The organism is Nocardioides fonticola, assembly GCF_039536805.1.
Taxonomy (GTDB): domain Bacteria; phylum Actinomycetota; class Actinomycetes; order Propionibacteriales; family Nocardioidaceae; genus Nocardioides; species Nocardioides fonticola.
The window spans coordinates 210,556-232,617 of sequence record NZ_BAAAZH010000001.1 but is presented as its reverse complement, the minus strand read 5'-3'; the positions used below and the strand labels follow the sequence as shown (position 1 = coordinate 232,617).

At 73.9% G+C, this 22,062-nt stretch carries 19 protein-coding genes; 8 read left to right on the top strand and 11 right to left on the bottom strand.

The window, feature by feature from the left end:
• Positions 1–40: 40 nt before the first annotated feature.
• The 5 genes from ABD671_RS01025 to pknB form a co-directional block, all read right to left on the bottom strand.
• Positions 41–1,345, bottom strand: coding sequence for an HNH endonuclease signature motif containing protein (locus ABD671_RS01025; RefSeq protein ID WP_344731327.1), 1,305 nt, complete (start codon positions 1,343–1,345; stop codon positions 41–43).
• A gap of 667 nt (positions 1,346–2,012) precedes the next feature.
• A complete protein-coding gene (locus tag ABD671_RS01020; RefSeq protein ID WP_344731326.1) occupies positions 2,013–3,056 on the bottom strand; it encodes an NADase-type glycan-binding domain-containing protein in 1,044 nt (347 codons plus the stop codon).
• An 81-nt stretch (positions 3,057–3,137) separates the two neighbouring features.
• A complete protein-coding gene (locus tag ABD671_RS01015; RefSeq protein ID WP_344731325.1) occupies positions 3,138–4,064 on the bottom strand; it encodes a DMT family transporter in 927 nt (308 codons plus the stop codon).
• Positions 4,061–4,960, bottom strand: a complete 900-nt coding sequence (locus tag ABD671_RS01010; protein WP_344731324.1) for a deoxyribonuclease IV — start codon at positions 4,958–4,960, stop codon at positions 4,061–4,063. Before ABD671_RS01010 ends, ABD671_RS01015 begins: the two co-directional genes overlap by 4 nt.
• Before the next feature lie 94 nt (positions 4,961–5,054).
• The gene (gene pknB, locus ABD671_RS01005) at positions 5,055–7,094 is read right to left on the bottom strand and encodes a Stk1 family PASTA domain-containing Ser/Thr kinase (protein ID WP_344731323.1); all 2,040 of its coding nucleotides are present in this window, start codon (positions 7,092–7,094) and stop codon (positions 5,055–5,057) included.
• Positions 7,095–7,192: 98 nt separating this feature from the next.
• Between pknB and ABD671_RS01000 the strand changes: the two genes are divergently transcribed.
• Positions 7,193–7,576 carry an Rv2175c family DNA-binding protein gene (locus ABD671_RS01000; RefSeq protein WP_344731322.1) on the top strand — a complete coding sequence of 128 codons (384 nt, stop codon included), beginning with the start codon at positions 7,193–7,195 and terminating at the stop codon, positions 7,574–7,576.
• 36 nt (positions 7,577–7,612) lie between these two features.
• On the opposite strand, the gene ABD671_RS00995 is transcribed toward ABD671_RS01000, so the two are convergent.
• Complete coding sequence (locus tag ABD671_RS00995; protein WP_344731320.1) at positions 7,613–8,686, bottom strand: polyprenyl synthetase family protein; 1,074 nt, start codon at positions 8,684–8,686, stop codon at positions 7,613–7,615.
• Between the two features lie 74 nt (positions 8,687–8,760).
• Between ABD671_RS00995 and metF the strand changes: the two genes are divergently transcribed.
• Complete coding sequence (gene metF, locus ABD671_RS00990; RefSeq protein ID WP_344731319.1) at positions 8,761–9,651, top strand: methylenetetrahydrofolate reductase [NAD(P)H]; 891 nt, start codon at positions 8,761–8,763, stop codon at positions 9,649–9,651.
• Between the two features lie 22 nt (positions 9,652–9,673).
• On the opposite strand, the gene ABD671_RS00985 is transcribed toward metF, so the two are convergent.
• Positions 9,674–11,098, bottom strand: a complete 1,425-nt coding sequence (locus ABD671_RS00985) for a phytoene desaturase family protein (RefSeq protein WP_344731318.1) — start codon at positions 11,096–11,098, stop codon at positions 9,674–9,676.
• Positions 11,098–11,571: a YbaK/EbsC family protein gene (locus tag ABD671_RS00980; protein WP_344731317.1), complete on the bottom strand. Its 474-nt coding sequence runs from the start codon at positions 11,569–11,571 to the stop codon at positions 11,098–11,100. The genes ABD671_RS00985 and ABD671_RS00980 overlap by 1 nt, the downstream gene beginning before the upstream one ends.
• Positions 11,572–11,654: 83 nt before the next feature.
• Between ABD671_RS00980 and ABD671_RS00975 the strand changes: the two genes are divergently transcribed.
• The 5 genes from ABD671_RS00975 (at position 11,655) to ABD671_RS00955 (ending at position 16,436) form a co-directional block, all read left to right on the top strand.
• Entirely contained in the window at positions 11,655–12,131 is a 477-nt protein-coding gene (locus ABD671_RS00975) for a hypothetical protein (protein ID WP_344731316.1), read from the top strand.
• A gap of 128 nt (positions 12,132–12,259) precedes the next feature.
• Positions 12,260–12,691 carry an SAV_6107 family HEPN domain-containing protein gene (locus tag ABD671_RS00970; RefSeq protein WP_344731315.1) on the top strand — a complete coding sequence of 144 codons (432 nt, stop codon included), beginning with the start codon at positions 12,260–12,262 and terminating at the stop codon, positions 12,689–12,691.
• Between the two features lie 47 nt (positions 12,692–12,738).
• Positions 12,739–13,500 carry a methyltransferase gene (locus ABD671_RS00965; protein WP_344731314.1) on the top strand — a complete coding sequence of 254 codons (762 nt, stop codon included), beginning with the start codon at positions 12,739–12,741 and terminating at the stop codon, positions 13,498–13,500.
• A 192-nt stretch (positions 13,501–13,692) separates the two neighbouring features.
• Positions 13,693–14,145 (top strand): DUF3040 domain-containing protein, encoded by a 453-nt coding sequence (locus tag ABD671_RS00960; protein WP_344731313.1) that lies wholly within the window; start codon positions 13,693–13,695, stop codon positions 14,143–14,145.
• A gap of 164 nt (positions 14,146–14,309) precedes the next feature.
• Positions 14,310–16,436, top strand: a complete 2,127-nt coding sequence (locus tag ABD671_RS00955; RefSeq protein WP_344731312.1) for a methyl-accepting chemotaxis protein — start codon at positions 14,310–14,312, stop codon at positions 16,434–16,436.
• Between the two features lie 45 nt (positions 16,437–16,481).
• On the opposite strand, the gene ABD671_RS00950 is transcribed toward ABD671_RS00955, so the two are convergent.
• Genes ABD671_RS00950 through ABD671_RS00940 form a run of 3 tightly spaced genes read right to left on the bottom strand, consistent with a single transcriptional unit; the run spans position 16,482 to position 21,131 of the window.
• Positions 16,482–18,893: a transglutaminase TgpA family protein gene (locus ABD671_RS00950; RefSeq protein ID WP_344731311.1), complete on the bottom strand. Its 2,412-nt coding sequence runs from the start codon at positions 18,891–18,893 to the stop codon at positions 16,482–16,484.
• Positions 18,890–20,173, bottom strand: a complete 1,284-nt coding sequence (locus ABD671_RS00945; RefSeq protein ID WP_344731310.1) for a DUF58 domain-containing protein — start codon at positions 20,171–20,173, stop codon at positions 18,890–18,892. The genes ABD671_RS00950 and ABD671_RS00945 overlap by 4 nt, the downstream gene beginning before the upstream one ends.
• Complete coding sequence (locus ABD671_RS00940; protein WP_425574868.1) at positions 20,166–21,131, bottom strand: AAA family ATPase; 966 nt, start codon at positions 21,129–21,131, stop codon at positions 20,166–20,168. Before ABD671_RS00940 ends, ABD671_RS00945 begins: the two co-directional genes overlap by 8 nt.
• Positions 21,132–21,562: 431 nt before the next feature.
• On the opposite strand from ABD671_RS00940, the gene mraZ reads away from it, so the two are divergent.
• On the top strand, positions 21,563–21,994 hold the full coding sequence (gene mraZ, locus ABD671_RS00935; RefSeq protein ID WP_425574864.1) for a division/cell wall cluster transcriptional repressor MraZ: 432 nt from the start codon (positions 21,563–21,565) through the stop codon (positions 21,992–21,994).
• Positions 21,995–22,062 lie beyond the last annotated feature (68 nt).

The following is a 22,062-nucleotide window of genomic DNA, read 5'->3' as shown; positions in this document are numbered from 1 at the left end:
CCGCCCCGGGCAGCACGACAAGCCCGAACCCGGGTGGGGTTCAGGCTGTCGTGGTGCCGGTGGTTGTGCGGAGGTAGTGCTGGCCGTGGGGGCTGGTCCAGAGATAGCTGGAGCCGTTGCCGGGTGGTCCGCTGGTGTCGTTCGGGTCGACGGGTCTGTAGGTCCAGCCGTGGTGGGTCTTCACACGGTGGTGATGTCGACAGAGCACCGCGAGATTGTCTGTGGTCGTTCGGCCGCCGGCGTCGAAGGGGACGATGTGGTCGATGTCGGCACTTCGGGCGGGTCTGGTGCAGTGGGGGAAGACGCAGGTGACGTCGCGGAGGATCACTTGCTCGCGTAGGGGGGTGGGGATCTCGTAGGACTCGCTCGACCGGTGTTCGGCGAGGTCGAGGACGGGTCGGACGACGAGTTGGGTGTCGGGGTCGGTGCACCACGAGCGCAGGGTGTCCAGGTCGAGGGCGGTGCGGGTGTTCTCGACCCGAGCGGCCGTTCCGAACGGGTTCTCGCCGGGTGCGTGGTTGATGTGGACGTAGAGCTGGAGGGTCCGCTTGGACCGCGCCGGCGGCTCCACCTCGCCATCGGCGGGGAAGCTGAGGGGTGTTTCGCGTCGGGCGAGTTCGCCGAGGGCCATGGCCCGGCGTGCGTCGAGCGACTCCTCACAGCCGAGGTCCTTCAACTGGGCGGCGACGGCGGCGAGGGCGTCCTCGAGGTCCAACGCGTCGGCGAGGTCGAGGGCGCCTTCGATGTCGACGCGGCCGTGGAAGTCGACATGACGGGAGTAGATGGTGACGTGCCGCTTGTCGTCAGCCGCTTCCCGCCTGGCCTTGAGGAGCTCGGGGTCTGCTTCGGCTTCAGCTGCTTTGACGGTCTGCTCGATGCCGCGTCCGCCGATGGAGTGCGCGAACGACGCCAACCGCTGGTCGACCAGCTCGACGGCCTCGGGCGACAAGAGCCGGGTGGCTTGGGCGATCTTCCGTGCCCGCCACACCGGAACCTCACCAGCCTCCACACGCCGCCAACACCGGGGCAGACGAGCAGCCAACTCCAACGCGTCGCCGATGTAGTAGTGCCCGGCGTCGGCCGAGAGCCCGATGGCGGCGGCGAACTCGTCGATGCAGAACTCCGCCACCAGGGGTGCACCTTGGCCGGCGATGGCGAGGGTGCGTTCGGTGCCGGGCACACACGCGCTGTCCCACTCATCAGCCGCCGGGTGCGCGAGAGCCCACTGGGCGGCGGCGATGAACACGGATCGTTCGGCGTCGTCGGCCACCACCCGCGCGTCGCGCGCGAGCACCAGGAGGGACCGCGGGTCCCGAAGATCCTGGTGTGGGGTGGTGGAGGCCATGCCTCAGTCTACTCGAACACGTGTTCGAATACAAGGGTTTCGAGCGACTGAATCTGCGTGGTTGCGGCTGCCTTTCGGCTTGCTGGGCTTCGAGGCCCTCAGCCGGGGGCTCGGGCACCTCAGCCACCGGACGGGAGCCGCAGATCGTCCCTACTGCCAGCGTTCGTCTGGCCGGGTCTCGCGGCTCGGCGCCGGGGCGCCTCGCACCTCGACCACCGGAAGCGATCGGTGGTCGAGGTGCGAGCGAAGCGAGCCGCGAGACCCCCGCACCCGAGCGGCAGCCGGAAGCCGTCACCTGCGTAGCCGGCGCCTTTCAACCGGAGCGAGCGGCGACCCGAACACCGAGAGCAACCCGGCACCCACCTAGCCGGCGCCTTTCAACCCGATGTGAACGCCGCACCCGAGAGGCAGCCGGAACCCCCACCGGCGTAGCCAGCGCCTTTCACCCCGAAGCCAACGCGGCAGCCGGGGTCGGTCGGCGCGGGCAGGCGACGTCCCCAACGAAGCAGCTCACCTCACCGGGTCTCGCAGCTCGGCGCCGGGGCGCCTCGCACCTCGACCACCGGAAGGAGCGCCGTCCCCACCGTCGGCGTCCGTCCCACCCGGGTCTCGCAGCTCGACACCAGGGCGCCTCGCACCTCGACCACCGGAGCACCTGTCCCGACCCTCACCTCCCGAGGATCGACACCTCCGAGATCGCGGTGTTGTCCTTGGCCGCCGGCCCGGTGCCGGGCGGCGAGACCTGCATCAGACGCAGGCGCACGGTGTCGGTGGTGATGGTGCCGACGTCGAGGCGTTGCGGGTCGCGGGTGTCGATGAGGTCCTGGCTGATCGTGGTGCCGTCGTCGAAGATCCACTCGGCGCGGAGGATGCGGCGGTTGCCATGGTACCAGTCGTAGGTGGTGCCGCCGGCTCGGCTGGTCTTCGCGTAGCCGTTGATGAGCGAGACGCTGGTGACGGTGCTGCCGGGCGGGAGGGTGAAGACCAGCTCCGCACCGGTCGCATCGCCCGGGGTGCGCCAGCAGGTGGTCGGGTCGCCATCGAGCATGTTGGCGGCCACGTAGGTGACCGGGCGGCCGGTGGCGACATCGCTGCTCGGCGGACCGGGCGGCGGAGCGGTGACCTGGGCCTGGGCGCTCAGGTCGCGGCCGTCCTGCGGGTCCGGGGAGCCGGCGTCCGTCGGGTCGGGATCGGCGCCGGGGGAGTCGCCGTCGGCGGGGTCGTCGGCCCCCTGATCGTCGTCAGCGGCCTGCGCACCCGCACCCGGCCGACCGTCGTCGGCACGGGCCGGTGCGGCGTCGTCCCCGCCGCGGGTGAGCAGGAGCCCGCCCACCGCCACGAGGACGACGACGAGGCCGCCCGCCAGCAGCAGCTGGGCGCGCCGCGCCGGCTGCCGGTCGGTGGGTGCGGGGGACGGCACCGCCGGGAGGTCGGTGAGGGTGAGGTCGGGACCGGACGGCGCGCCGGTCGGCTCGTCGGCGAAGAGCGGGAACCGCGCGGGCGGCGGGGGCTCGTGCACCGGCGGCACCGGCACCGATTCCGGCGCGGCCGGCGCGGCTGGCGCGGCTGGCGCGGCCGGGGGGACGGCGGGCCGCTCGGCGGTGTCGTGGAGGCTCGGCGCACCGGCGACGGGGACGCCGACCCGGTGCCCGCAGTTGGTGCAGTACCGGCCGACGCCCAGCGGTGCTCCGCAGTTGGCGCAGGTCGTCACGCGGCATAGTCTGCCGGGCCGCGCGAGCGCGGCAAGTCGGGGGGAGTCGGTGGTCCGGTCGTCCCGACGCGTCGACACCCCTCAGACCGCCAGGTGCTGGACCTCGCCCTCGAGCGGTCCCTCGCGGTCGTCGCCGCCGCCCCGGGTCTCGACCACGATCATCGCGGTGAGCACCATCAGCCCGCCGAGGAGCATGCGTGCGGTGGCCGACTCGCCGCCCAGCGCGACCGCGAACCCGGCCGCGAAGACCGGCTCCATCGACATGATGATCGCCGAGCGGGTGGCCGGCAGATGGCTCTGGGCCCAGGTCTGGGCGACCAGCGCGAGCGCGCCGGCGACGAGCGCCATGTAGACGACGGAGAGCCAGTCGCCGGTCGTGGGCGGCAGCACGATGCCGTCGGGCACGCTGGCGATGAGGCAGACGACCGCGATGACGATGATCTGCACGATCGACATGCCGAGCGCGTCGGAGGCGTTCGACCAGGCGCCGAGTCCGACGATGTGCAGCGCGTAGAGCATGGCGGCGACCAGCGTGATCGCCTCGCCGTAGCCGACCGAGAACCCGTCGAGGGTCAGCACCCCGAGCCCGGCCATCGCGAGCAGCACCGCCGCCCAGGTGACACGCGTGATGCGGGTGCGCAGCAGGACGGCGGCGAACAGCGGGGTCGCGATCACGTACATGCCGGTGATGAACCCCGACACGCTCGCGGGGGTGTGGGCCAACCCGGCGGTCTGGAGGATCTGGGCGACGCCGTACAGCAGGCCCAGCACCAGCGCCTGGCGGCGTGCCTGCGCGGAGAGGCGCTGCAGCGCGCGCGGCGCCACGAGCACCATGGCGACGGCCGCGATGCTGAACCGGACGGCGAGGAAGTCCAGCGTGGGCACCCGATCGAGGAGGTCCTTGATCAGGAAGAACGTCGAGCCCCAGCAGGCGGTCATCGCCAGGAGGGCCCCGGTCGCCAGCAGCTGCAGGCGCCGCTGGCGGGTGTCGTCGACGGTCGTGCTCATCCCTGGCCCTCCCGGATCTTCTTCAGCAGCGGCAGGTCGGGGTGGCCGACGTCGCGCGATCCCGGCGTCTCCAGGATGAACGGGACGCCGTCGGTCGCCGGGTGCGCGAACAGCTCCTCGAAGGCGCCGAGCCCGATGTGGCCCTCGCCGATGCATTCGTGCCGGTCCTTGAAGGCGCCCCGCACGTCCTTGGAGTCGTTGGCGTGCACCAGCCGCAGCCGCCCCTCGCCGCCGATCTCGACGATGCGGTCGAGGGTCGCCGTGGTGCCGCCCGGTTCGTCGAGCGGGGCGCCGGCGGCGAACACGTGGCAGGTGTCGAGGCAGATGCCCGCGCGCGGGTGGTGGTCGACGGCGTCGAGGTAGCCGGCGATGTCCTCGACCCCGGCGCACAGCGAGCGCCCCTGACCGGCGGTCGGCTCGAGCAGCAGCCACGGTCCGTCGTCCCCGAGCGTCTCGAGGATCGGCAGCAGACCCTCGCGCACCTGCCGCATCGCGGCGGCGAACCGCTCGGCGCTCTCGGCGTCGCTGCCGCCCGGGTCGACGAAGGAGCCGGTGTGCACGACGACGCCCTCGGCGCCGATCTGCGCCGCTCGCACCAGGTTGTGGGCCACGACCGCCACGCTGTTCTCGTAGGTGGACGGCGTCGGGCTGCCGAGGTTCACCAGGTACGGCGCGTGGATGAACACGCGCATGCCGCGCTCGGCGATCGCCGCGGCGAAGGCGGCGTCCTCGGCGGGCTTGCCGGCCGAGAGCGCCCAGCCGCGGGGGTTGCCCACGAAGATCTGCAGCGTCTCGCAGCCGAGCTCCTCGGCGCCGGCCAGGGCGCCGGCCACCAGGCCCTTGCCGACCTGCACGTGGGTGCCGACGGGGCGGGACAGGGAGCGCAGGTCGGTCACCGGGCCAGCCTAGGAGCGCGCCTGCGAGGACGCCGATTCGGCGCGAGGCCTGCCTCGCGGAACGCCCGGCGTGATTACCGGCGTCACTCCCGGGTCACACCAGGTACAGGGTGACCGTGGAGCCCTTCGGGACCTGCTGACCGGCGTCGGGGTCGCTGCTGAGCACGTAGCCCAGGCCGATGTAGGCGCGGGAGTTCTGCACCTCGACCTTGAAGCCGAGCGCCTCGAGCTTCTCCCGTGCCGCCTCGACGCCGGAGCCGATGACGCGCGGCATCTCGACCAGCTCGGGCCCGAGCGAGACGGTGAGGTTGACGGTCTCGCCGCGGAACAGGGTGCCGCCGGTGGGCGACTGGGAGACGACGAATCCCTCGGGCACCGTGTCGCTGTAGACGGTGGTGCGGCGGTCGACCACCAGGCCGCGCCGCTCGAGCACCTTCTGGGCGCGGTCGGCGTCCTTGCCGACCCAGTCGCCCACGGGGATCGGACGGCGTCCCTTGCTGACGACGAGGTCGACGGCGGCGCCTGGCCGCAGCTGCTCGCCGGCGGCGGGGTCGCTGGAGATGACCTCGCCCTCGGCGACGGTCTCGCTGTAGGCGCGGGTGACGAGGCCGACCTCGAGCTTGGTGTCGGTGAGGGCCTTGGTGGCGGCCTCGAGCGTGAGCCCGGCCAGCTTCGGCACGGGGTACTGCTCGACCCCGAGGGAGACCACCAGCGTGACGGTGTCGCCGTCGAGCACGCGCGAGCCCGGGTCGGGGTCGGTGCTCACCACACGACCCTTGGCGACGTCGTCGCTGTAGACCGGGGTGCCGATCTCGACCTCGAAACCGGCGTCCTGGAGCTTCGAGGTGGCCTGCGCCTGGGTGAGGTCGAGGACGCTCGGCAGCGAGGTGTAGCGGGCGTAGCCGAACCACCAGGCGCCCACACCCACCGCGACGGCGAGCAGGACGGCGAGGAACAGTGCGAGCGGACCGCGCCGACGACGGCGTCGCGGCGGCGGCAGGGGAGCGACGGGTTCGATCGGGCCCACGGGCCGGACCGTCACCGCTGCGGTCGCGGCCGTAACGGCGGACCCGGTCGCCCCGGCCGCGGGCGCCATCGCCGCGAGGCGCTGGGTGTGCTCGCCGAGGTCGGGCAGCGCCAGCGGGTCGTCCTCCTCGACGAGCCGCTCGCGGATCTCCTCGAGGCCGACGAGCTCGGCGGTGCCCGAGACGACCCGCGGGGTGAGGTCGGCGGTGAGGTCGGGGTCGTCGGCCACGCCGGCCGCGAGCGCCTGCTGCACGAGATGGAGGTGGCGCAGCAGGACGCCGGCGTCGGCCGGGCGCTGGGTGACGTCGCGTGCGGTCGCACGGGCGACCAGCGCATCGAGGTAGGGCGGGATCGAGGGGACGACGCGCGAGGGCGGCGGGACGTCCTCGTGCACGTGCTTGTAGGCGACCTGGATCGGCGACTCGCCCTGGTGCGGCTTCCGGCCGGTGAGCAGCTCGGAGAGGATGACGCCGACCGCGTACACGTCGGCGCGGGCATCGCCCGTGCCGTGGACGACGAGCTCGGGCGCCACGTAGGAGACCGTGCCGATGAGGATGCCGGTGGCGGTGTGGCTGGTGTCGGCGCTGATCGCCTTGGCCAGCCCGAAGTCGGCGACCTTGACCCGGCCGTCGTCGGCCAGCAGCACGTTCTCCGGCTTCACGTCGCGGTGCATGATGTCGGCCCGGTGGGCGGCGGCCAGGGCCGAGACGACCGGCTCCAGCACGGCCAGCGCCCGGGCGGGGGAGAGCGGCGCCTCGGCGGCGATCACGTCGCGCAGCGTGCGCCCGGGGATGTACTCCATCGCCAGGAAGACGGTGCCGTCGTCCTCGCCCTGGTCGAAGACCGCGACGATGTTGGGGTGGCTGAGCCGGGCCGCGGCACGGGCCTCGCGCACGAAGCGCGCGGCGAACTGCTCGTCGTCGCCGAGGTCGGCGCGCATCACCTTGACCGCCACCGTGCGGTCGAGCCGCTCGTCGTGGGCGGTGTAGACCCGGGCCATGCCGCCGCGGGCGATCAGGCCCTCGATGCGGTAGCGGCCGTCGAGCACGCGCCCGTGCAAGGGGTCGGTCGAGCCGGCGCCGTGCGCGCGCGTCGTCTGCTCGGTCACCTCGTCCCTCCTGCTCCGGAGGGGGAAGCTCCGGAGCGCCCATCGTACGGTGGCGACACGCCGAGGCTCCGGTCGGACACGCGTGGGACGATGACCCCATGGCCGACCCGACCCGTGACATCCCCCTCGCCGACCACGACCTCGACGTCCTCGTGGAGGAGTGGATCGACTGGGCCGAGGCCGCGCGGCGCCTGGGCGTCGCGACGTCGCGCATCCGCTCGATGATCGCCGACCACCAGATCGCCGCCGCCGTGCCCCGGCCGCGGGCCGGCCAGCAGATCCCGGCCCTGTTCGTACAGGACGGCGAGCTGGTCAAGGGGCTCTCCGGCGTCGTCACCGTGCTCCACGACGGCGGCTACACCGACCGCGAGATCATCGCCTGGCTCTTCCTCGACCAGGACTTCCCCGGTCGCGGCATCGACGCCCTGCGCGAGAACCGCGGCAGCGAGGTCAAGCGCCGCGCCCAGGCCATGGCCTGGTGACACCCCGCTGATCGCGGGGGATGCCGGGGCGCAGATTCAGACCGAGCGACGCGTCGCCGCTCCGGCCAGCTCGCGCAGCGCCGTGCGGGCCCGATCGTCGACGGCGGCCGCGTCGACCGCGGCCAGGGCGGCGCGGGTGAGGTCGTCGATGCGCTGCTCGACGGCGTCCTCGGCGCCGCTGGCGCGGATGATCGCGCGCAGCCGGTCGACCTCGGCGTCGTCCAACGGGCGGCCGAGGGAGCGGTCGAGGTGGTCGCGGTCGTCCGGGGGAGCGCCCTGGAGGGCGAGGGCCACCAGCACGGTGCGCTTGCCCTCGACGAGGTCGTCGCCGGCCGGCTTGCCGGTGACGGCGGGATCGCCGAAGACGCCGAGCTGGTCGTCGCGCAGCTGGAAGGCCTCGCCGAGCGGCAGGCCGTAGGCGGTCAGGGCCGCGAGGCGTGCGTCGTCGGCACCGGCCAGCGCCGCGCCCACGTGGAGCGGCCGCTCGATGGAGTACTTGGCCGACTTGTAGCGCAGCACCGTCATCGCCGTCGCCTCGTCGGCGTGCCCGCGGGCCTGCACGGAGATGTCGAGGAACTGCCCCGCGATCACCTCGCTGCGGCACAGGTCGAAGACCCGCAGCGCCGGGGCGACCCGCTCGAGGGGCAGTCCGCAGGTGCGCAGCAGCTCGTCGGCCCAGGCCAGCAGCAGATCGCCGAGCAGGATCGCCGCGGCGGCGCCGTACTGCTCGGGGTCGCCGCTCCAGCCGGCCGCGCGGTGCTCGGCCGCGAAGCCGCGGTGGGTGGCCGGCCGGCCACGCCGGGTGTCGGAGGCGTCCATGAGGTCGTCATGCACGAGCGCGCTGGCGTGCAGCAGTTCGAGGGACGCCGCGGCCCGGCCGAGCGCGGCCAGCTCCGCGGACGACGGATCGGGGTGCACCGACAGGTACCCCCAGTGGCAGAAGGCCGCCCGCAGCCGCTTCCCGCCGGCCAGCAGGGCCCGGGCCTCGGCCAGCAGCCGACCGGCGTCCTCGCCCAGCGGAGCCAGCACCGCGGCCTGCCGGTCGAGGAACTCCGTGATCACCGACTCGATCCCGGTACGGAAGTCGGCGGGGTCCCAGACGGCGCTCACGCGGCGAGCCTAGACGCCGTCCCCGCCCGTGGACGACGCGGCCGGTGCTACCGCCGGGTACCTAGAATCGGGGCATGACGATCGACCGCGGGCGCTCCCTGGCCGAGCTGGTGGCAGCCGGCGAGCGGTCGTTCTCCTTCGAGTTCTTCCCCCCGCGCGACGAGGCGGGCGAGGAGCAGCTGTGGCGTGCGGTGAGCGCGCTCGAGCCGTACCGGCCGACCTTCGTCTCGGTCACCTACGGTGCCGGCGGCTCCAACCGCGACACCACGGTGCGGGTGACCGGCCGGATGGCCCGCGAGACCACGCTGACCCCGATGGCCCACCTCACCTGCGTCGGCCACACCCGCGAGGAGCTCGAGGCGATCCTCGACGAGTACGAGGCAGCCGGCGTCCGGCACGTGATGGCGCTGCGCGGCGATCCCAGCGACGGCCCCCGGGCCCCGTGGGTGCCCACCGAGGGCGGCCTGCAGTACGCCTCCGAGCTCGTCGAGATGTGCGCGGCTCGCGGCACGTTCCGCATCGGCGTCGCGGCGTTCCCCGAGCGGCACCCGGCCTCGGCGTCCCTCGACCAGGACGCCGACGTGCTGGCCGCCAAGGCCCGCGCGGGTGCCGAGTTCGCTGTCACCCAGATGTTCTTCCGCGCCGACGACTACTTCTCGCTCGTCGACCGGGTGGCCGCGCGCGGCGTCGACCTGCCGATCCTGCCCGGCATCATGCCGATCCTGAACCTCAACGCCATCCGTCGCCAGGGCGAGCTGATCGGCACCGAGGTGCCCGCCGACGTCGTCGAGCGCATCCGGGCGCACGAGGGCGACCCGGTCGCCATGCGCGCGGAGGGCATCGCCTTGGCGGCCGAGCTCTGCGAGGAACTGCTCGCCGGCGGCGCGCCGGGCCTGCACTTCTACACGCTCAATCAGTCGCGCGCGACGCTCGAGATCTTCGAGCGCCTCAACGTCACCGTCTGACCCCCGCTCAGCCTGGGGCCGGTCACGCGGGCCCGACGACCTGGGCGACCAGCGCGGCCGAGAGGCCGACGAACGGCACCCCGCCGCCGGGCGTGGCGTGCGCGCCCGCGGCGTAGACGCCCGGGATCGGGGTCGTGGGACCCAGCCGGCGACGCACCGTGCCGCGGCCCTGCCACAGGACGCCGTGCGGGGAGCCGCCCCAGCGCTCCACCAGGCGGCGCGGGCTGAGATCGACCTGGGTGACGACATGGCGGCGGACGTCGAGGCCGCGCCGCGCCAGGGCACGGGGCAGTTCCTCGGCGATCTTGCCGCGGGCGTGGAGGGTCCAGGCCTGGTGACCCGCCGGAGCGCAGCCGCCGGTGCGCACGACCAGCATCGGGTCGCCGTGCAGCACCACCTCGCTCGGCACGTCGGGCAGGGGATCGGCCGGGTCGTCGCGGAGCCCGAGGTGGGTGACGACCGGCGGCAGGGCCGGCATCGTGCGTTCGACGGACCGGGCCAGGGCGGGCAGTCGGCGGGGGTCGATCGCGCACACCACGACGTCGGCGTCGAGCACCTCGGCTCCCTCCGTCGGGCCCGGCCCGTCGGGGGTCCCAGGAGCCTCGGGGGCCTCGGGATCGGCGGGGGTCGCGGCGATCCGGACGCCGACGACGGCGCCGCCGGTGCCGAGCACGAGGTCGAGGGCGGTGGTGGCGGTGTGCACCACGACGCCCCGGGTCTCCAGACGCTTCTCCAGGGCGAGCGCGAGGGCGGCCATCCCGCTGGAGCCGCACGGCGTCCCGGGCGCCGCCGACGGCACGGTCCAGGCGCCGAAGGTCTGCTCGAGGTAGGAGACCAGCCCGGCCCAGGCCGGCACGTTGCGCAGGTCGTGGCCGTCGGCCACGTGGGGGTGGCCCGCGACCAGGCGCGCACGGTCGTCGCGGAAGGCGCGCTTGAGCCGCTTGCGCAGCACGGTGCGGTCGTCGAGGAGCGCGGCGGCCTCGGCCGGCAGCCGCTCGGGGTTCCAGGGCGTCTCGAAGTAGTGGCGGCGCAGCACCTCCCAGTCGTCGCCCCCGGCGTCGACGTAGGCCTGCCACTGCGCGCCCAACCCGGGACGCAGGGCCTCGAACGCCTCGGTCTGCGCCCCGCGGGAGCCGCCCGCGAGCCGCAGCGAGGAGCCGTCCTCGAAGCGGTGCTCGCGCACGAGCGGGAGCGGCACCAGGTCGAGCTCCTGCTCAAGTGGACGCCCGGTCTTGCGGAACAGGTCGCGCAGGACCGCCGGGAGCAGGGTCGCCTGCGGGCCGGCGTCCCAGCCGAAACCGAGTCCCTCGTCGTCGGTGACCGGGGTCAGGACGCCGCCCAACCGCTCGCCCCGCTCGACCAGGTGCACGCGGTGCCCGAGCTTGGCCAACCGCGCCGCCGCGGCCAGGCCGCCCAGGCCGCCGCCGATCACCACGACCCGGGCCATCAGACGACCTCGACCGGGGTGGCGCCGGTGATGTCCCGCAGCTCCTCGTAGGTCGTGGAGAAGACCGCGGCCGGATGACCGGCCGCCGCCCAGACGACCTCGTGTCGCGCGAGCCAGGGATCGAGGTAGGTGGGCAGGGGCGCCGGGTGGGCGAACGGCGAGACCCCGCCGATGACCTGGCCGGTGTGCTCGCGGACGAAGTCGGGGGAGGCGCGCCGCAGCGACGCCACACCGATGCGTTCGGCCGTCACGACCGGGTCGACCCGGTGCGCGCCCGAGGTGAGCACCAGCACCGGCGAGCCGTCGGCGTCGAAGAGGAGGCTGTTGGCGATGGCGCCGACCTCGCAGCCCAGCGCCTCGGCAGCGAGCGCGGCGGTGTGGACGCCGTCGGGCAGCACGACGATCTCGCCACGGCCGCCACGCCGGGCGTGCTCCTCGCGGAACCGACGGATCCCGGGATGCTCCTCGCTCATGCGGAGACCCTAGTGGCGCGGCACTAGAGTGCGGGCAGAGTCTCCGCCGCCGTCGGGGCGGGGCCCGACGATCCGGAGGAGTCATGACGACGCCGCGCCCCCGCGCTGTCGACCTCGCCAGCGGTCTGCTGCTCGGACTGCTGGGTCTGGGCGCCGTCACGGTGGTGTTGACGATCGTCCAGCGCGACGACCTCATCCTCAACTGGGCCCAGGGCCACCGCGAGGCCCGCGAGATCGTCGCCCGGCAGGGTCTGGCCTACCTCAAGGCCGAGCAGCCGATCGCGATCCCGCAGTTCGTGCCGGTCGCGTGGGTGCTGTGGGTCGTCATCGTCTCGCTCGTGCTGGTGCTGCTGGCGCTGTTCCGGCACGGGCACGCCTGGGCGCGGTGGGTGCTGGCCACCCTCGTGGTGCTCATCGGCATCGCCACCGGCGCGGCCATCCGCATCGGCGCGCCGACCAGCTTCGAGGTGCTCGCGTGGGGTTCCCTGCTCCTCGACGTCGCGATCCTCGCGACCCTCTTCCGGCCGACGATCGGCCGGTTCGTGCACGCACCGGCCTGACCCCGTCGGGCCGTCCATCGGGCCATCCGCCGGCGAGCCGTGCGGTGCGTGCCCTTGACCGCGTGGCCCTTCCGCGCTTCACTGGTGGTGTTCGAACACGCGTTCGATCATCCGTGAAGGGGGAGACCATGACCCGCATCAGCGCCACCACCGTGAGCCACCTCGACCGCGCGGCCGACTCCCTCGCCGAGGCCGCCGCCACGGCCGACGTCCCCGCCCGCTACGCCCACGCCCACGTGGCCGCCCTGCGGGCCGCGGCTGCCCTGCTCTCCACCCGCGCCCGGCCGGAGGCTCCGGGACGCCGCAGCACCCAGAACGCCTGGGTCCTGCTGGCCCGGCTCGCACCGGAGTTCGAGGAGTGGGCCACCTTCTTCGCCGCCGGTGCCCGCAAGCGCGCTGCCGCCGAGGCCGGCTCGCGGCGCGCGGTGACGGCACGCGAGGCCGACGACCTGCTCCGCGACGCCGAGCGCTTCGTGCGCCTGATCGAGGAGTCCCTCGGCCTGCGTCCGCACGAGACCCGGCACCCCGCTCTGCCTGTCGAACTCGGGCGCGCCGGCTGACCGGGCGCCCCCGCGGTGCACGGACGACCACGCACTAGGGTGGCGCCATGCCCGGACCCGCACCCGGCCCCGCGTCAGGACCCGCCTCCGGATCGGAGCGTCCCTCGGACCGTCGCGGCGCCGTCCGCACCGGTGTCGTCTGGGCCGCGCTCCAGCCGCTGGTGACCACCGCCCCGCTCGACGTCGTCGACATCGGCGGCGGCACCGGCGGGCTCGCCGTCCGGATCGCCGCCCTCGGCCACCGCGTCACCGTCATCGACCCCAGCCCCGATGCGCTCGCCGCACTCGACCGCCGCGCACGCGACGCCGGTGTCGCCGTCGCCGGCGAGCAGGGCGACCTCGCCTCGCTGGCCGACCGAACGGCGAGCGCCGACCTCGTGCTGTGCCACGGCGTCCTCGAGGTCGCCGGCGACCCGGCGCAGGCCCTCGCCGTCCTGGCCGGGAGCCTGCGGGCCGGGGGAGCGCTGAGTCTGCTGGTCGCCCAACGGCATGCGGCCGTCATCGCCCGCGCGATGGCCGGTCACTTCGGCCAGGCCCTCGCCCTGCTCGACTCCACCGCGCCCACCGGACGTGCCGGGGTGCGGTTCACCGCCGCCGAGCTCGAGGAGCTGGTCGCCGGCGCCGGCCTCGACGCGATCGCGTTGCAGGGCGTGCGGGTCTTCGCCGACCTCGTGCCCGGCAGCCTGCTCGACCTCGAACCCGGCGCGACGGCCGCGCTGCTCGAGCTCGAGCACGCGGTCGCCACCCGTCCGGAGTACCGCCCGCTCGCGGCGCAGCTGCACCTGCTCGCCCGCCGGCGCGGCCGCTAGCGCCCCCGAGAAGCCCCGAGAACCCCCGAGAACCCCCGAGAAGCACCGTTCACGTCCCCGTCCGCCAGCCCCCGGCGTTGACAGGTTCGTGAAAATTCCCGGTCCGCCTACCGTGTCGCCACACGCCTGCCTATCCTGGAAGCCACCGGCGTGACCCGCCCGACACCACGATCTACCCAGTGGAGGCCCAAGGTGCCACTCTCCGAAGAGGAGCTGCGACTGCTCGAGCAGATGGAGCGCGCTCTCTCCGCAGAGGATCCGAAGTTCGCCTCCACCCTGCGCGGCACGTCCCTGCGCCGCACGGCCCGTCGGCGCGCCATCCTCGCCGGCGTGGCGCTGGCAGCCGGTGTCGGTGTCCTCACCGCCGGGGTGATCACCAAGCTGTGGGCCCTCGGCGTCGTCGGCTTCATCGTCATGCTCGCCTCGGCCACCTGGGGGCTGGGGGCCATCCGCAGCCAGAAGGCCGCGACGGCCGAGCCGGCCGTCACCCGCACGAACCGCGGCTTCGGTGTCGTCGACGGTGGGCGCGCGCCGCGCGCCGGCCGTAGCCGTGCCCCCAAGCAGCAGCGGCGCACCTCCGGCTCCTTCATGGAGCGTGTCGAGGAGCGGTGGCGCCGCCGCCGCGACGAGGGTCAGGGTTTCTGACCCCTGCCGTCTCTAGCACGAGGCCCGGACCACTGGTCCGGGCCTCGTCGCGTTCCGGGCCAGGTGCCCCGGGACAGATATCCCGCCGACCCCTCAGGACGCCGACCCGGGGGCCGATGTCCTCCGGCGAGGCACGACCGCCGAGGCGCCTGGGGGGCGAAGACATGGGATTCTTGCGCAAGGTCACGGTCCGTCAGCAGTTGTACGCGGTCGGCGCGATCACCACGCTGCTGCTGCTCGCGATCGCCGTGCCGGCGATCAACGCGACGGGCAGGATGAAGGGGCGGGCCACCGATTCGCTGGAGTCGATGAAGGTGACCGTCGCTGTCACCAACGCCTACCAGGCCTGGTTGACGGCCGACGACCAGGCGAACATGTGGGTCGCGCTGGCCACCTTGGGTGATCCCGCTCAGAAGCAGCTGACCGCGGACACCTACCAGCAGTTCCTCGACGCGATCGACGAGGCCAACAAGCAGATCGAGATCGCGCGCAACTCGACAACGCGCCAGGAGTCCCGCGACATCCTCGACACCATCAGCGCGAACGTCGACGCGTACGACGACTTCACCATCAAGGCCCACGACCTGATCGATCAGGGCGAGGTCAAGGCGGCGGTGCAGACCCAGACGGTCGACAACCTCGAGCCGTCCGAGGCGCTGCCGACCGACTTCGGGCGCGTGGTCGACCTCGAGCGCGCCGGGGACGTCACGAACTATCGGGCGATGATCTCCGAGGCTGGTTCCACCCGGCGGATGATCATGCTGCTCGGCATCCTCGCCCAGCTCCTGTTGCTCGTCGCACTCGCCTATGTCGGTCGCTCGATCACCCGCCCGATCGAACGGACCGTCGCAGTGCTGGAAGGCGTCGCGGGGGGTGACCTGACCCGCCGACTCGAGCACGATCGCGAGGACGAGTTCGGTCGGATCGCCACCGCCCTCAACACCGCGGTCATCTCCCTCGAACAGGCGCAGGACGACGTCGCCCGCGCCGAGCAGGAACGCGCCGCCCGCGCGGCCCAGGACCTCGCCGACGCCTCGGCCCGGGCCGAGGCCGAGCGCCTGGCCGCCGAGGAGGAGCGCAAGCGTCTGGAGGCCGACGCGGCCCGCGCCGCCGCAGCGGCCGCTGCCGAGGCCGAGCGCGAGCGCCAGGCCGCGGCCGACGAGGCCGAGCGGCAGCGTGCTGCGGCCGCGCTGGAGCAGCAGACCCTCAACGAGCGGATGGCCCGGGAGAAGGAGATCGCGGAGGCCGAGGCGGCCGCGGCGGCCGACCTGCGCGCCAAGGTCGACGCCCTGCTCACCGTCGTCGACGCCGCTGCGGGCGGTGACCTCACCTGTCCGGTGACCGTCACCGGGGACGACGCGATCGGTCAGCTGGCCGGAGGCCTGGACAAGCTGCTGCAGACCCTGCGGGCCAGCATCGGCGAGATCGCCAGCCACTCCCTGACCCTGGCCTCGGCCTCGGAGGAGTTGAGCGTCACCTCCTCCGCCATGGGCGACAGCGTCCAGGAGACCGCCACCGAGGCCGATGCCGCCTCGACCAAGGCGCAGCAGGTGGCGGCCGACGTGCGGGCCGTCGCCGACGGTGCCGACTACCTGACCGGCGCGATCCGCGAGATCGCGACCAGTGCCCGCGAGGCCTCCACCGTCGCGCAGCGCGCCGTCGGCGTGGCCGACTCGGCCAACACCACCGTCAGCCGCCTGGGTGCGTCCTCCTCGGAGATCGCGGGCGTGCTCGATCTGATCAGCTCCATCGCCGCTCAGACGAACCTGCTCGCCCTCAACGCCACGATCGAGGCGGCACGCGCCGGCGAGGCCGGCAAGGGGTTCGCGGTCGTGGCGAGCGAGGTGAAGGAGCTCTCGAACCAGACCCGCACGGCGACCGAGGAGATCCGGCGTCAGATCGAGGAGATCCAGTCCGACACGACCGGCACGGTCGCCGCGATCAGCGAGATCGTCGCGATCATCGACCAGATCAGCTCGATCCAGAGCTCCATCTCCAGCGCCGTCGACGAGCAGGCCGCCACGACCGACGAGATGTCGCGCCGGATCGCCGAGGCCGCCAGTGGGACGGGTGCGATCACCGGCAACGTCGCCCGGGTCGCCTCCGTCGCCGGCGACACCTCGCTGGCCGCCGAGCAGTCGCTGGACGCCGCAGGCTCGGTCAGCCGGATGGCCGCCGAGTTGCAGACCCTGGTCGGCCAGTTCCGCTACGAGATCGCGAAGGACGCCCGTGCGCCGCGTCGCGATCTCCCGGGCAACGTGCGCCCGCTCCGCGTCGAGCGTTCCGCCTGAGCTGTCCGGCCCGGGCTGTCCGGCCTGAGCTGTCCGGGGCGCCGGTCAGCCGCGGCCGGCCGGCTCGAGCCGGTCGTCCTCGGCGGACACCGCTCGGGTGGGTCGTCGCAGCAGCGAGGGCGCCAGCAGGGTCGCTCGCCAGCGTCGCCGCCGTGAGGTGACCTCGGCCATCGCAGTCAGCACGACGCCGGCCGGGTCGGCGAGGGCGCCCGGGGCCGTCGTCGCGCTCGGGGCGTAGCGCTCCCGCTCGACGGCGTCGACGAGCCGGTCGAGGGCGGCGGCGATCGCGGCGTCCCCCGCGGTGGTGGTGCCGCGCAGGCGCTCGGCCAGTCGTGCCCCGGTGGTGCGCACCGACCAGGTCGGCGGCCACGGGTGCCCGAGATCGCGCGCCGTGTCGGCCAGCTCGGTCCAGGCGTCCTCGGCCGTGCCCTCCAGCCTGCGGGCGCGCCGTCGCCGACGCACGACGGCGGGGGAGGCGGCTGCGAGCAGCACCAGGGCGACACCGGCGGCCGTCCCGGCGAGGACGGCGGGATCGCGGCCGGACTGCTCGGTGGCGGCGGCGTCCTGGGGGAGTTCCCGGTCGGGCCGGTCCTGCGCGCCGGGGGCCGTGGACGGCGCGGCGCTCGACGGTGCCTGCGTCGGCTCCGGGGCCGCGGAGGGTGCGGGCGTGTCGGTCACACCGCGGGTCCAGGACGGCGGCTGGTCGGTGCGCACCGACGGCGTCGGCTCGAAGCGCACCCAGCCGAAGCCGGCGAAGTAGAGCTCGGGCCAGGCGTGGTAGTCGTGGGAGCTGTAGAGGTAGGTGCCGGGGCCGATGCGGTCGGGGCGCAGGAAGCCGACGGCCACCCGCGCGGGGATGCCGATGTCGCGGGCCATCACGGCCATCGCCGAGGCGAACTGCTCGCAGTAGCCGCTGCGGTCGCCGTTCGGGTCGAGGAAGGCCTCGAGGGCGTCGACGCCGTCGCCGAGCGGGGCGGAGTCGAGGTCGTAGGTGAACTGGCTGCGGAAGAAGCGCTGGAGGGCCACCGCGGCCTGGTAGTCGGTGGGGGCGTCGGCGGTGACGCGCTGTGCGATCTCGTCGACGATCGGGGGCAGACCGTCGGGCAGTTCGGTGTAGGAGGTGCTGACGAGTCCGCCGGGGGCGGGTGCCTCGTCGAGCGCCTCGGGCGTCAGCGCCAGCTGGTCGCCGACGGCGCGGTAGGACATGCCGCCCGCGTTGAGGCCGTCCTGGGAGGCGAGGAAGTCCATGGTCGCGGTGTCGTAGCGCCAGTCGCCCTCGGCGGTGACCGAGGTCGGTGGGTAGGGCGTCGGCAGCCAGCGGGAGTCGAAGTCGGGGGAGGTCTCGATGCCGTAGTCGTAGGTGCGGCGGCGCACGTTGCTGGAGACGGCGGAGAGTCCGGGCACCTCGCCGTCGGCCTGCTGGTCGGAGGGCACCTGACGATCGCCCGCCGTCCACTCCTCGTTGCGGAACACCGTGAGCGCGGCGACCCGCAGGTAGCTGGGATCGGGATCGTCGGTGGTGACCCTGAGCACCGGGACGTCGGCGCCGCGGCGCAGGTCGCGGCGCAGGTCGGTCATCGGGTTGACGACGCGCAACCCGTCGCCCTTGCCCGCCCCGCCGCCCACGTCGAAGAGCCGCAGGTCGCCGAGCGGCAGCACGCCGGGCAGCGCCACGGCCAGGACGACGCTCGCCGCGGCCACCCCGGCGGCCGGACCTCGCACCGAGCCGGTGCGCACGCGGAACCCCGGATGCTGGTCGTGCACGCTGCTGCCCCATCGGGTGGCGGCGTCGAGCTCGCCGAGGAAGAGCAGGGCGGCGAAGCCGAGGGCGACCAGCATCGCCACCCACCAGGGCACGAGGTCGCCGAGCACGGCGATCGGCACCGCGAGGACGACGAGCAGCGGGACCGAGGCGAGGCCCGGACGCCGCAGGCTGCATGCCACGAGGTCGACGACGACGATGGCGCCCGCGCCGGCCACGATGAGGAGGGGGTCGATCGGCGGGACGCCCGAGCCGATCGGGGAGGCGTAGGTGTTCGCGGTGTCCTGGGCGGACCGCACGGCGTCGAACAGACGGGTCGCGCCCCCGCCGAGCGGCAGCGCATCGCCGGTGATGGCGTAGGTCGCGGCCGCGAGGGCGGCGAGGGCCTGGACCGCCAGTGTCAGCAGGAGAGGCGATCGCAGCGCACGCAGCGTGGCTCCGAGCACGGCGACGAGCAGGGCGATCCACCCCAGGGGACGCAGGTAGCCCCCGAAGTCGTCGGCGAAGTCGACCCAGGAGAGCAGGGCGGCCCACACCGTGAACGCCGTGACGAGGGCCGGCGCGGCCGCGGTGAGCAGGTCGTCGACGCGAGGCCGCTGCTCCGGTGGGGCGGCGCCGAGCCGGCGCACCTGGATCCGGTCGCCCTGTGGCGGGCCGGCCGGGCTGGCAGGGCTGGTGGGGCTGGTCGTGGTCATCGCAGCGCTCCCGCCGCCGCCATGCCGGACCCGCGCGCCGAGACGCTGCGGGCCAGGGCGGTCCAGGTGGTCTCGAACCGGTCGTCGTGACGATGGGGGACCGCGCACCACCCGGCCCCCGTGACGGAGGCGACGGCGGCGACGGGGGACCCGGAGGGCGACGTCGCGGTCCCGCCCGACCAGGAGGCGGTGTCCAGCACGACCGCGGCGGCGACCCCGACGTGCTGGCGCAGCCGCCGCAGCGCGACGGCGTCCGATTCGCCGACAGCACCGAGGACGGCGATCAGCAGCCCGCCCTCGCCGTGGTCGGAGAGCCAGGAGGTGTCGAGGGGAACGCCGGTGCCGGGCACGGTCTCGACCACGGCGAGCTGGTCGATGAGGGCCTCGGTCGACGCCGCACCCGTGTGGTCGTGCCACGCCTCGTGGGTGGCGGCGGTGGCCAGGCGCACGGCGTAGCCGCGCTGGGCGAGATGGCGGGCGATGGAGGCGACCAGCGAGACCGCGGTCTCGAGCGAGGAGGCGGCGCCGTGCCCCACGTGCGCCTGGGCGCGGTTGTCGAGGAGCAGGGTCGCGCGCGCCTGCCAGGGCTGCTCCTCGCGGCGCACCATGAGCTCGCCCGCCCGGGCCGAGGAGCGCCAGTGCACGCGGCGCAGGTCGTCGCCGCGCCGGTAGTCGCGCACGGTGACGTCCTCGGCGGACCCGACGGCGAACGCCCGCGTGCGGTTGTCGCCGGCGCCGGCCCAGCCGCCGGTGAAGGCGACGGCCGGCAGGTCGACGACCCGCGGGGTCACCACCAGGGTCGCGGTGGAGGCGAACTCGCGGTGCAGCCGCACCATGCCGAAGGGGTCGCCGACCTCGACCTGCATCGGGCCGATCGTGAAGCGACCGCGGTGGTCGGCGCGCACCGGGTAGGACACCGTGCGGCGCCAGCCCCGACCCACGCCCTCGAGCACGAACCGCGGGCGGGCGCCGAGCGCGTAGGGCAGCTGCTCCTCCAACCGCAGCAGCCCGGTGGGGGTGCGGCCCTCGTTGGTCAGGCTCAAGGTGACCTCGGTCTGCCCGCCGGCCGGGATGCGCGCATGGGCGAGCCGGCGACCCAGGGCGATGCGGTACTGGCTGCGCAGCAGCACCGCGCCGCTGATGAGCGGCAGCGCCAGGGCCAGCAGGCCCGCCCGCACGATGGTCGGCTGGCCCGCCACGAGGGCGCCGACCGTGGCCGTCACGCCCGCACCGAGGAAGGCGCGGCCGCGCAGCGTCAGGGACCCGAGCGCCTCACGCAACGGGGACGCCCGCCACCAACTGCTCGAGGACGGCGCTCACCGACCGTCCGCCGCTGCTGGACTCCAGGCTCGGGACGAGGCGGTGGCCGAGCACGGGTGCCGCGAGCCGGGCGATGTCGTCGGGGACGACGAACTCGCGCCCGGAGATCGCGGCGTAGGCCTTGGCGGCCCGCACGAGGTGCAGGGTGGCGCGCGGGGAGGCCCCGAGGGAGAGCTCGGGGGTGGTGCGGGTGGCCGCGGTGATGCCGACGGCGTAGCGGGCCACGGCGTCCGAGACGTGGATCTGCCCGACGATGGAGATGAGCTTGGCGATCTCGGCGGCGTCGGTGACCGGCTCGAGATCGTCGAGCGGGTTGGCGGCCGTGACGGTGTGGCTGGCCAGCATCGCCAGCTCGGCGGCGAGCACGGGGTAGCCCATCGAGACGCGCACCATGAAGCGGTCGCGCTGAGCCTCCGGCAGGGCGTAGGTGCCCTCCATCTCGACGGGGTTCTGGGTGGCGATCACCAGGAACGGCGCCTCGAGCCGGTAGGTGGAGTTGTCGACGGTGACCTGCCGCTCCTCCATGCACTCCAGGAGCGCCGACTGGGTCTTGGGCGAGGCGCGGTTGATCTCGTCGCCGACGACGATGTTGGCGAACACGCCGCCGGGGCGGAACTCGAACTCCCGGGACTGCTGGTTGAACACCGAGACGCCCGTGACGTCGGAGGGCAGCAGGTCCGGGGTGAACTGGATGCGGCGCACCGTGCAGTCGATGCTGCGGGCCAGCGCCTTGCTCAGCATCGTCTTGCCGACGCCGGGGACGTCCTCGATGAGCAGGTGCCCCTCGGCGAGGAGGACGACGAGGGCGGCCGTCACGACGTCGGGCTTGCCCTCGATCACGCGCTCGACGTTCTCCCGGATGCGGCCGGTGACCCGGGTGAGGGTCGCGAGATCGGGGACGCCGCCGGCGTCGCTCACGTGTCGTCCGTCGACGGCTGCCTGCTGATCCACCGGACCTCCCCTTCCCTGCGGCCCCGCGCCGCGTGCTGGGACTTCCACCGTAGGGGTTCGGCGCAACCCGGGGAACGGACGGGCGGCCCGACGGGTGGACCGAGCGGTCGGGCGCGGTGGGTCGCGGGTGGGTCGCGGGTGGATCGCAGTGGAGCGGGTGGGGGCCGCTCGGGACTCCTCGGGCCCGGTGGAGCGAGGTGGAGGACGGCGGACCCGCGGTGGAGGGCGGGTGGAGGGCGCTCGGGGGCGGCGGGCGGCGGCGGGGGAGGGGAGTGCGCTCGATCCGTGGGGCGACGGGGGCGGAAACGGGGTGGAATGTGGTTGACGGTGGATGAAAGTGGAGTAGGGTGGAGCGCAGTGGAGGAAGAGACCACTCTCGTGGGGCCAGGAGGTGCGCCGTGTTCTTCATGGGCACCTACACCCCGAAGATCGACGAGAAGGGGCGCCTCTTCCTCCCGGCCAAGTTCAGGGACCGACTCGCGGAGGGGCTCGTGATCACACCGGGGCAGGAGAAATGCCTGGTCGTGTGGCCCCAGGACGTCTTCATGAAGGAGGCCGAGCGGGCCCAGGCCACGCCGATGACCAACCGCGACGCCCGCGACTACGCCCGGCAGCTGTTCGCCAACGCCGAGCAGACGACGCCGGACAAGCAGGGACGCATCGGCATCCCGGCTCACCTGCGCGGCTACGCCTCGCTCAACCGCGACATCGTCGTCATCGGCGTGATGGACCGCCTCGAGATCTGGGACCCCGAGCGCTGGGCGGAGTACTCCTCCGGTGCTGCGGAGAAGTTCGCCGATCTCGACGAACGACCCGTGGCGCCGGTCTGACCGGCGTCCCCCTGAATCGGCTCCGTCCGGCTCCACCCAGCTCTAACCAGCTCCACCCGACTCCACGT

What these genes read in the sequence shown, in the direction of transcription:
- ABD671_RS00975 (WP_344731316.1), top strand. Translation starts at nt 11,655, where the DNA reads ATGACGACGCCGCGCCCCCGCGCTGTCGACCTCGCCAGCGGTCTGCTG.
- ABD671_RS00970 (WP_344731315.1), top strand. Translation starts at nt 12,260, where the DNA reads ATGACCCGCATCAGCGCCACCACCGTGAGCCACCTCGACCGCGCGGCC.
- metF (WP_344731319.1), top strand. Translation starts at nt 8,761, where the DNA reads ATGACGATCGACCGCGGGCGCTCCCTGGCCGAGCTGGTGGCAGCCGGC.
- ABD671_RS00980 (WP_344731317.1), bottom strand. Translation starts at nt 11,571, where the DNA reads ATGAGCGAGGAGCATCCCGGGATCCGTCGGTTCCGCGAGGAGCACGCC.
- ABD671_RS00985 (WP_344731318.1), bottom strand. Translation starts at nt 11,098, where the DNA reads ATGGCCCGGGTCGTGGTGATCGGCGGCGGCCTGGGCGGCCTGGCCGCG.
- ABD671_RS00955 (WP_344731312.1), top strand. Translation starts at nt 14,310, where the DNA reads ATGGGATTCTTGCGCAAGGTCACGGTCCGTCAGCAGTTGTACGCGGTC.
- ABD671_RS01015 (WP_344731325.1), bottom strand. Translation starts at nt 4,064, where the DNA reads ATGAGCACGACCGTCGACGACACCCGCCAGCGGCGCCTGCAGCTGCTG.
- ABD671_RS01000 (WP_344731322.1), top strand. Translation starts at nt 7,193, where the DNA reads ATGGCCGACCCGACCCGTGACATCCCCCTCGCCGACCACGACCTCGAC.
- ABD671_RS01025 (WP_344731327.1), bottom strand. Translation starts at nt 1,345, where the DNA reads ATGGCCTCCACCACCCCACACCAGGATCTTCGGGACCCGCGGTCCCTC.
- ABD671_RS00950 (WP_344731311.1), bottom strand. Translation starts at nt 18,893, where the DNA reads ATGACCACGACCAGCCCCACCAGCCCTGCCAGCCCGGCCGGCCCGCCA.
- ABD671_RS00965 (WP_344731314.1), top strand. Translation starts at nt 12,739, where the DNA reads ATGCCCGGACCCGCACCCGGCCCCGCGTCAGGACCCGCCTCCGGATCG.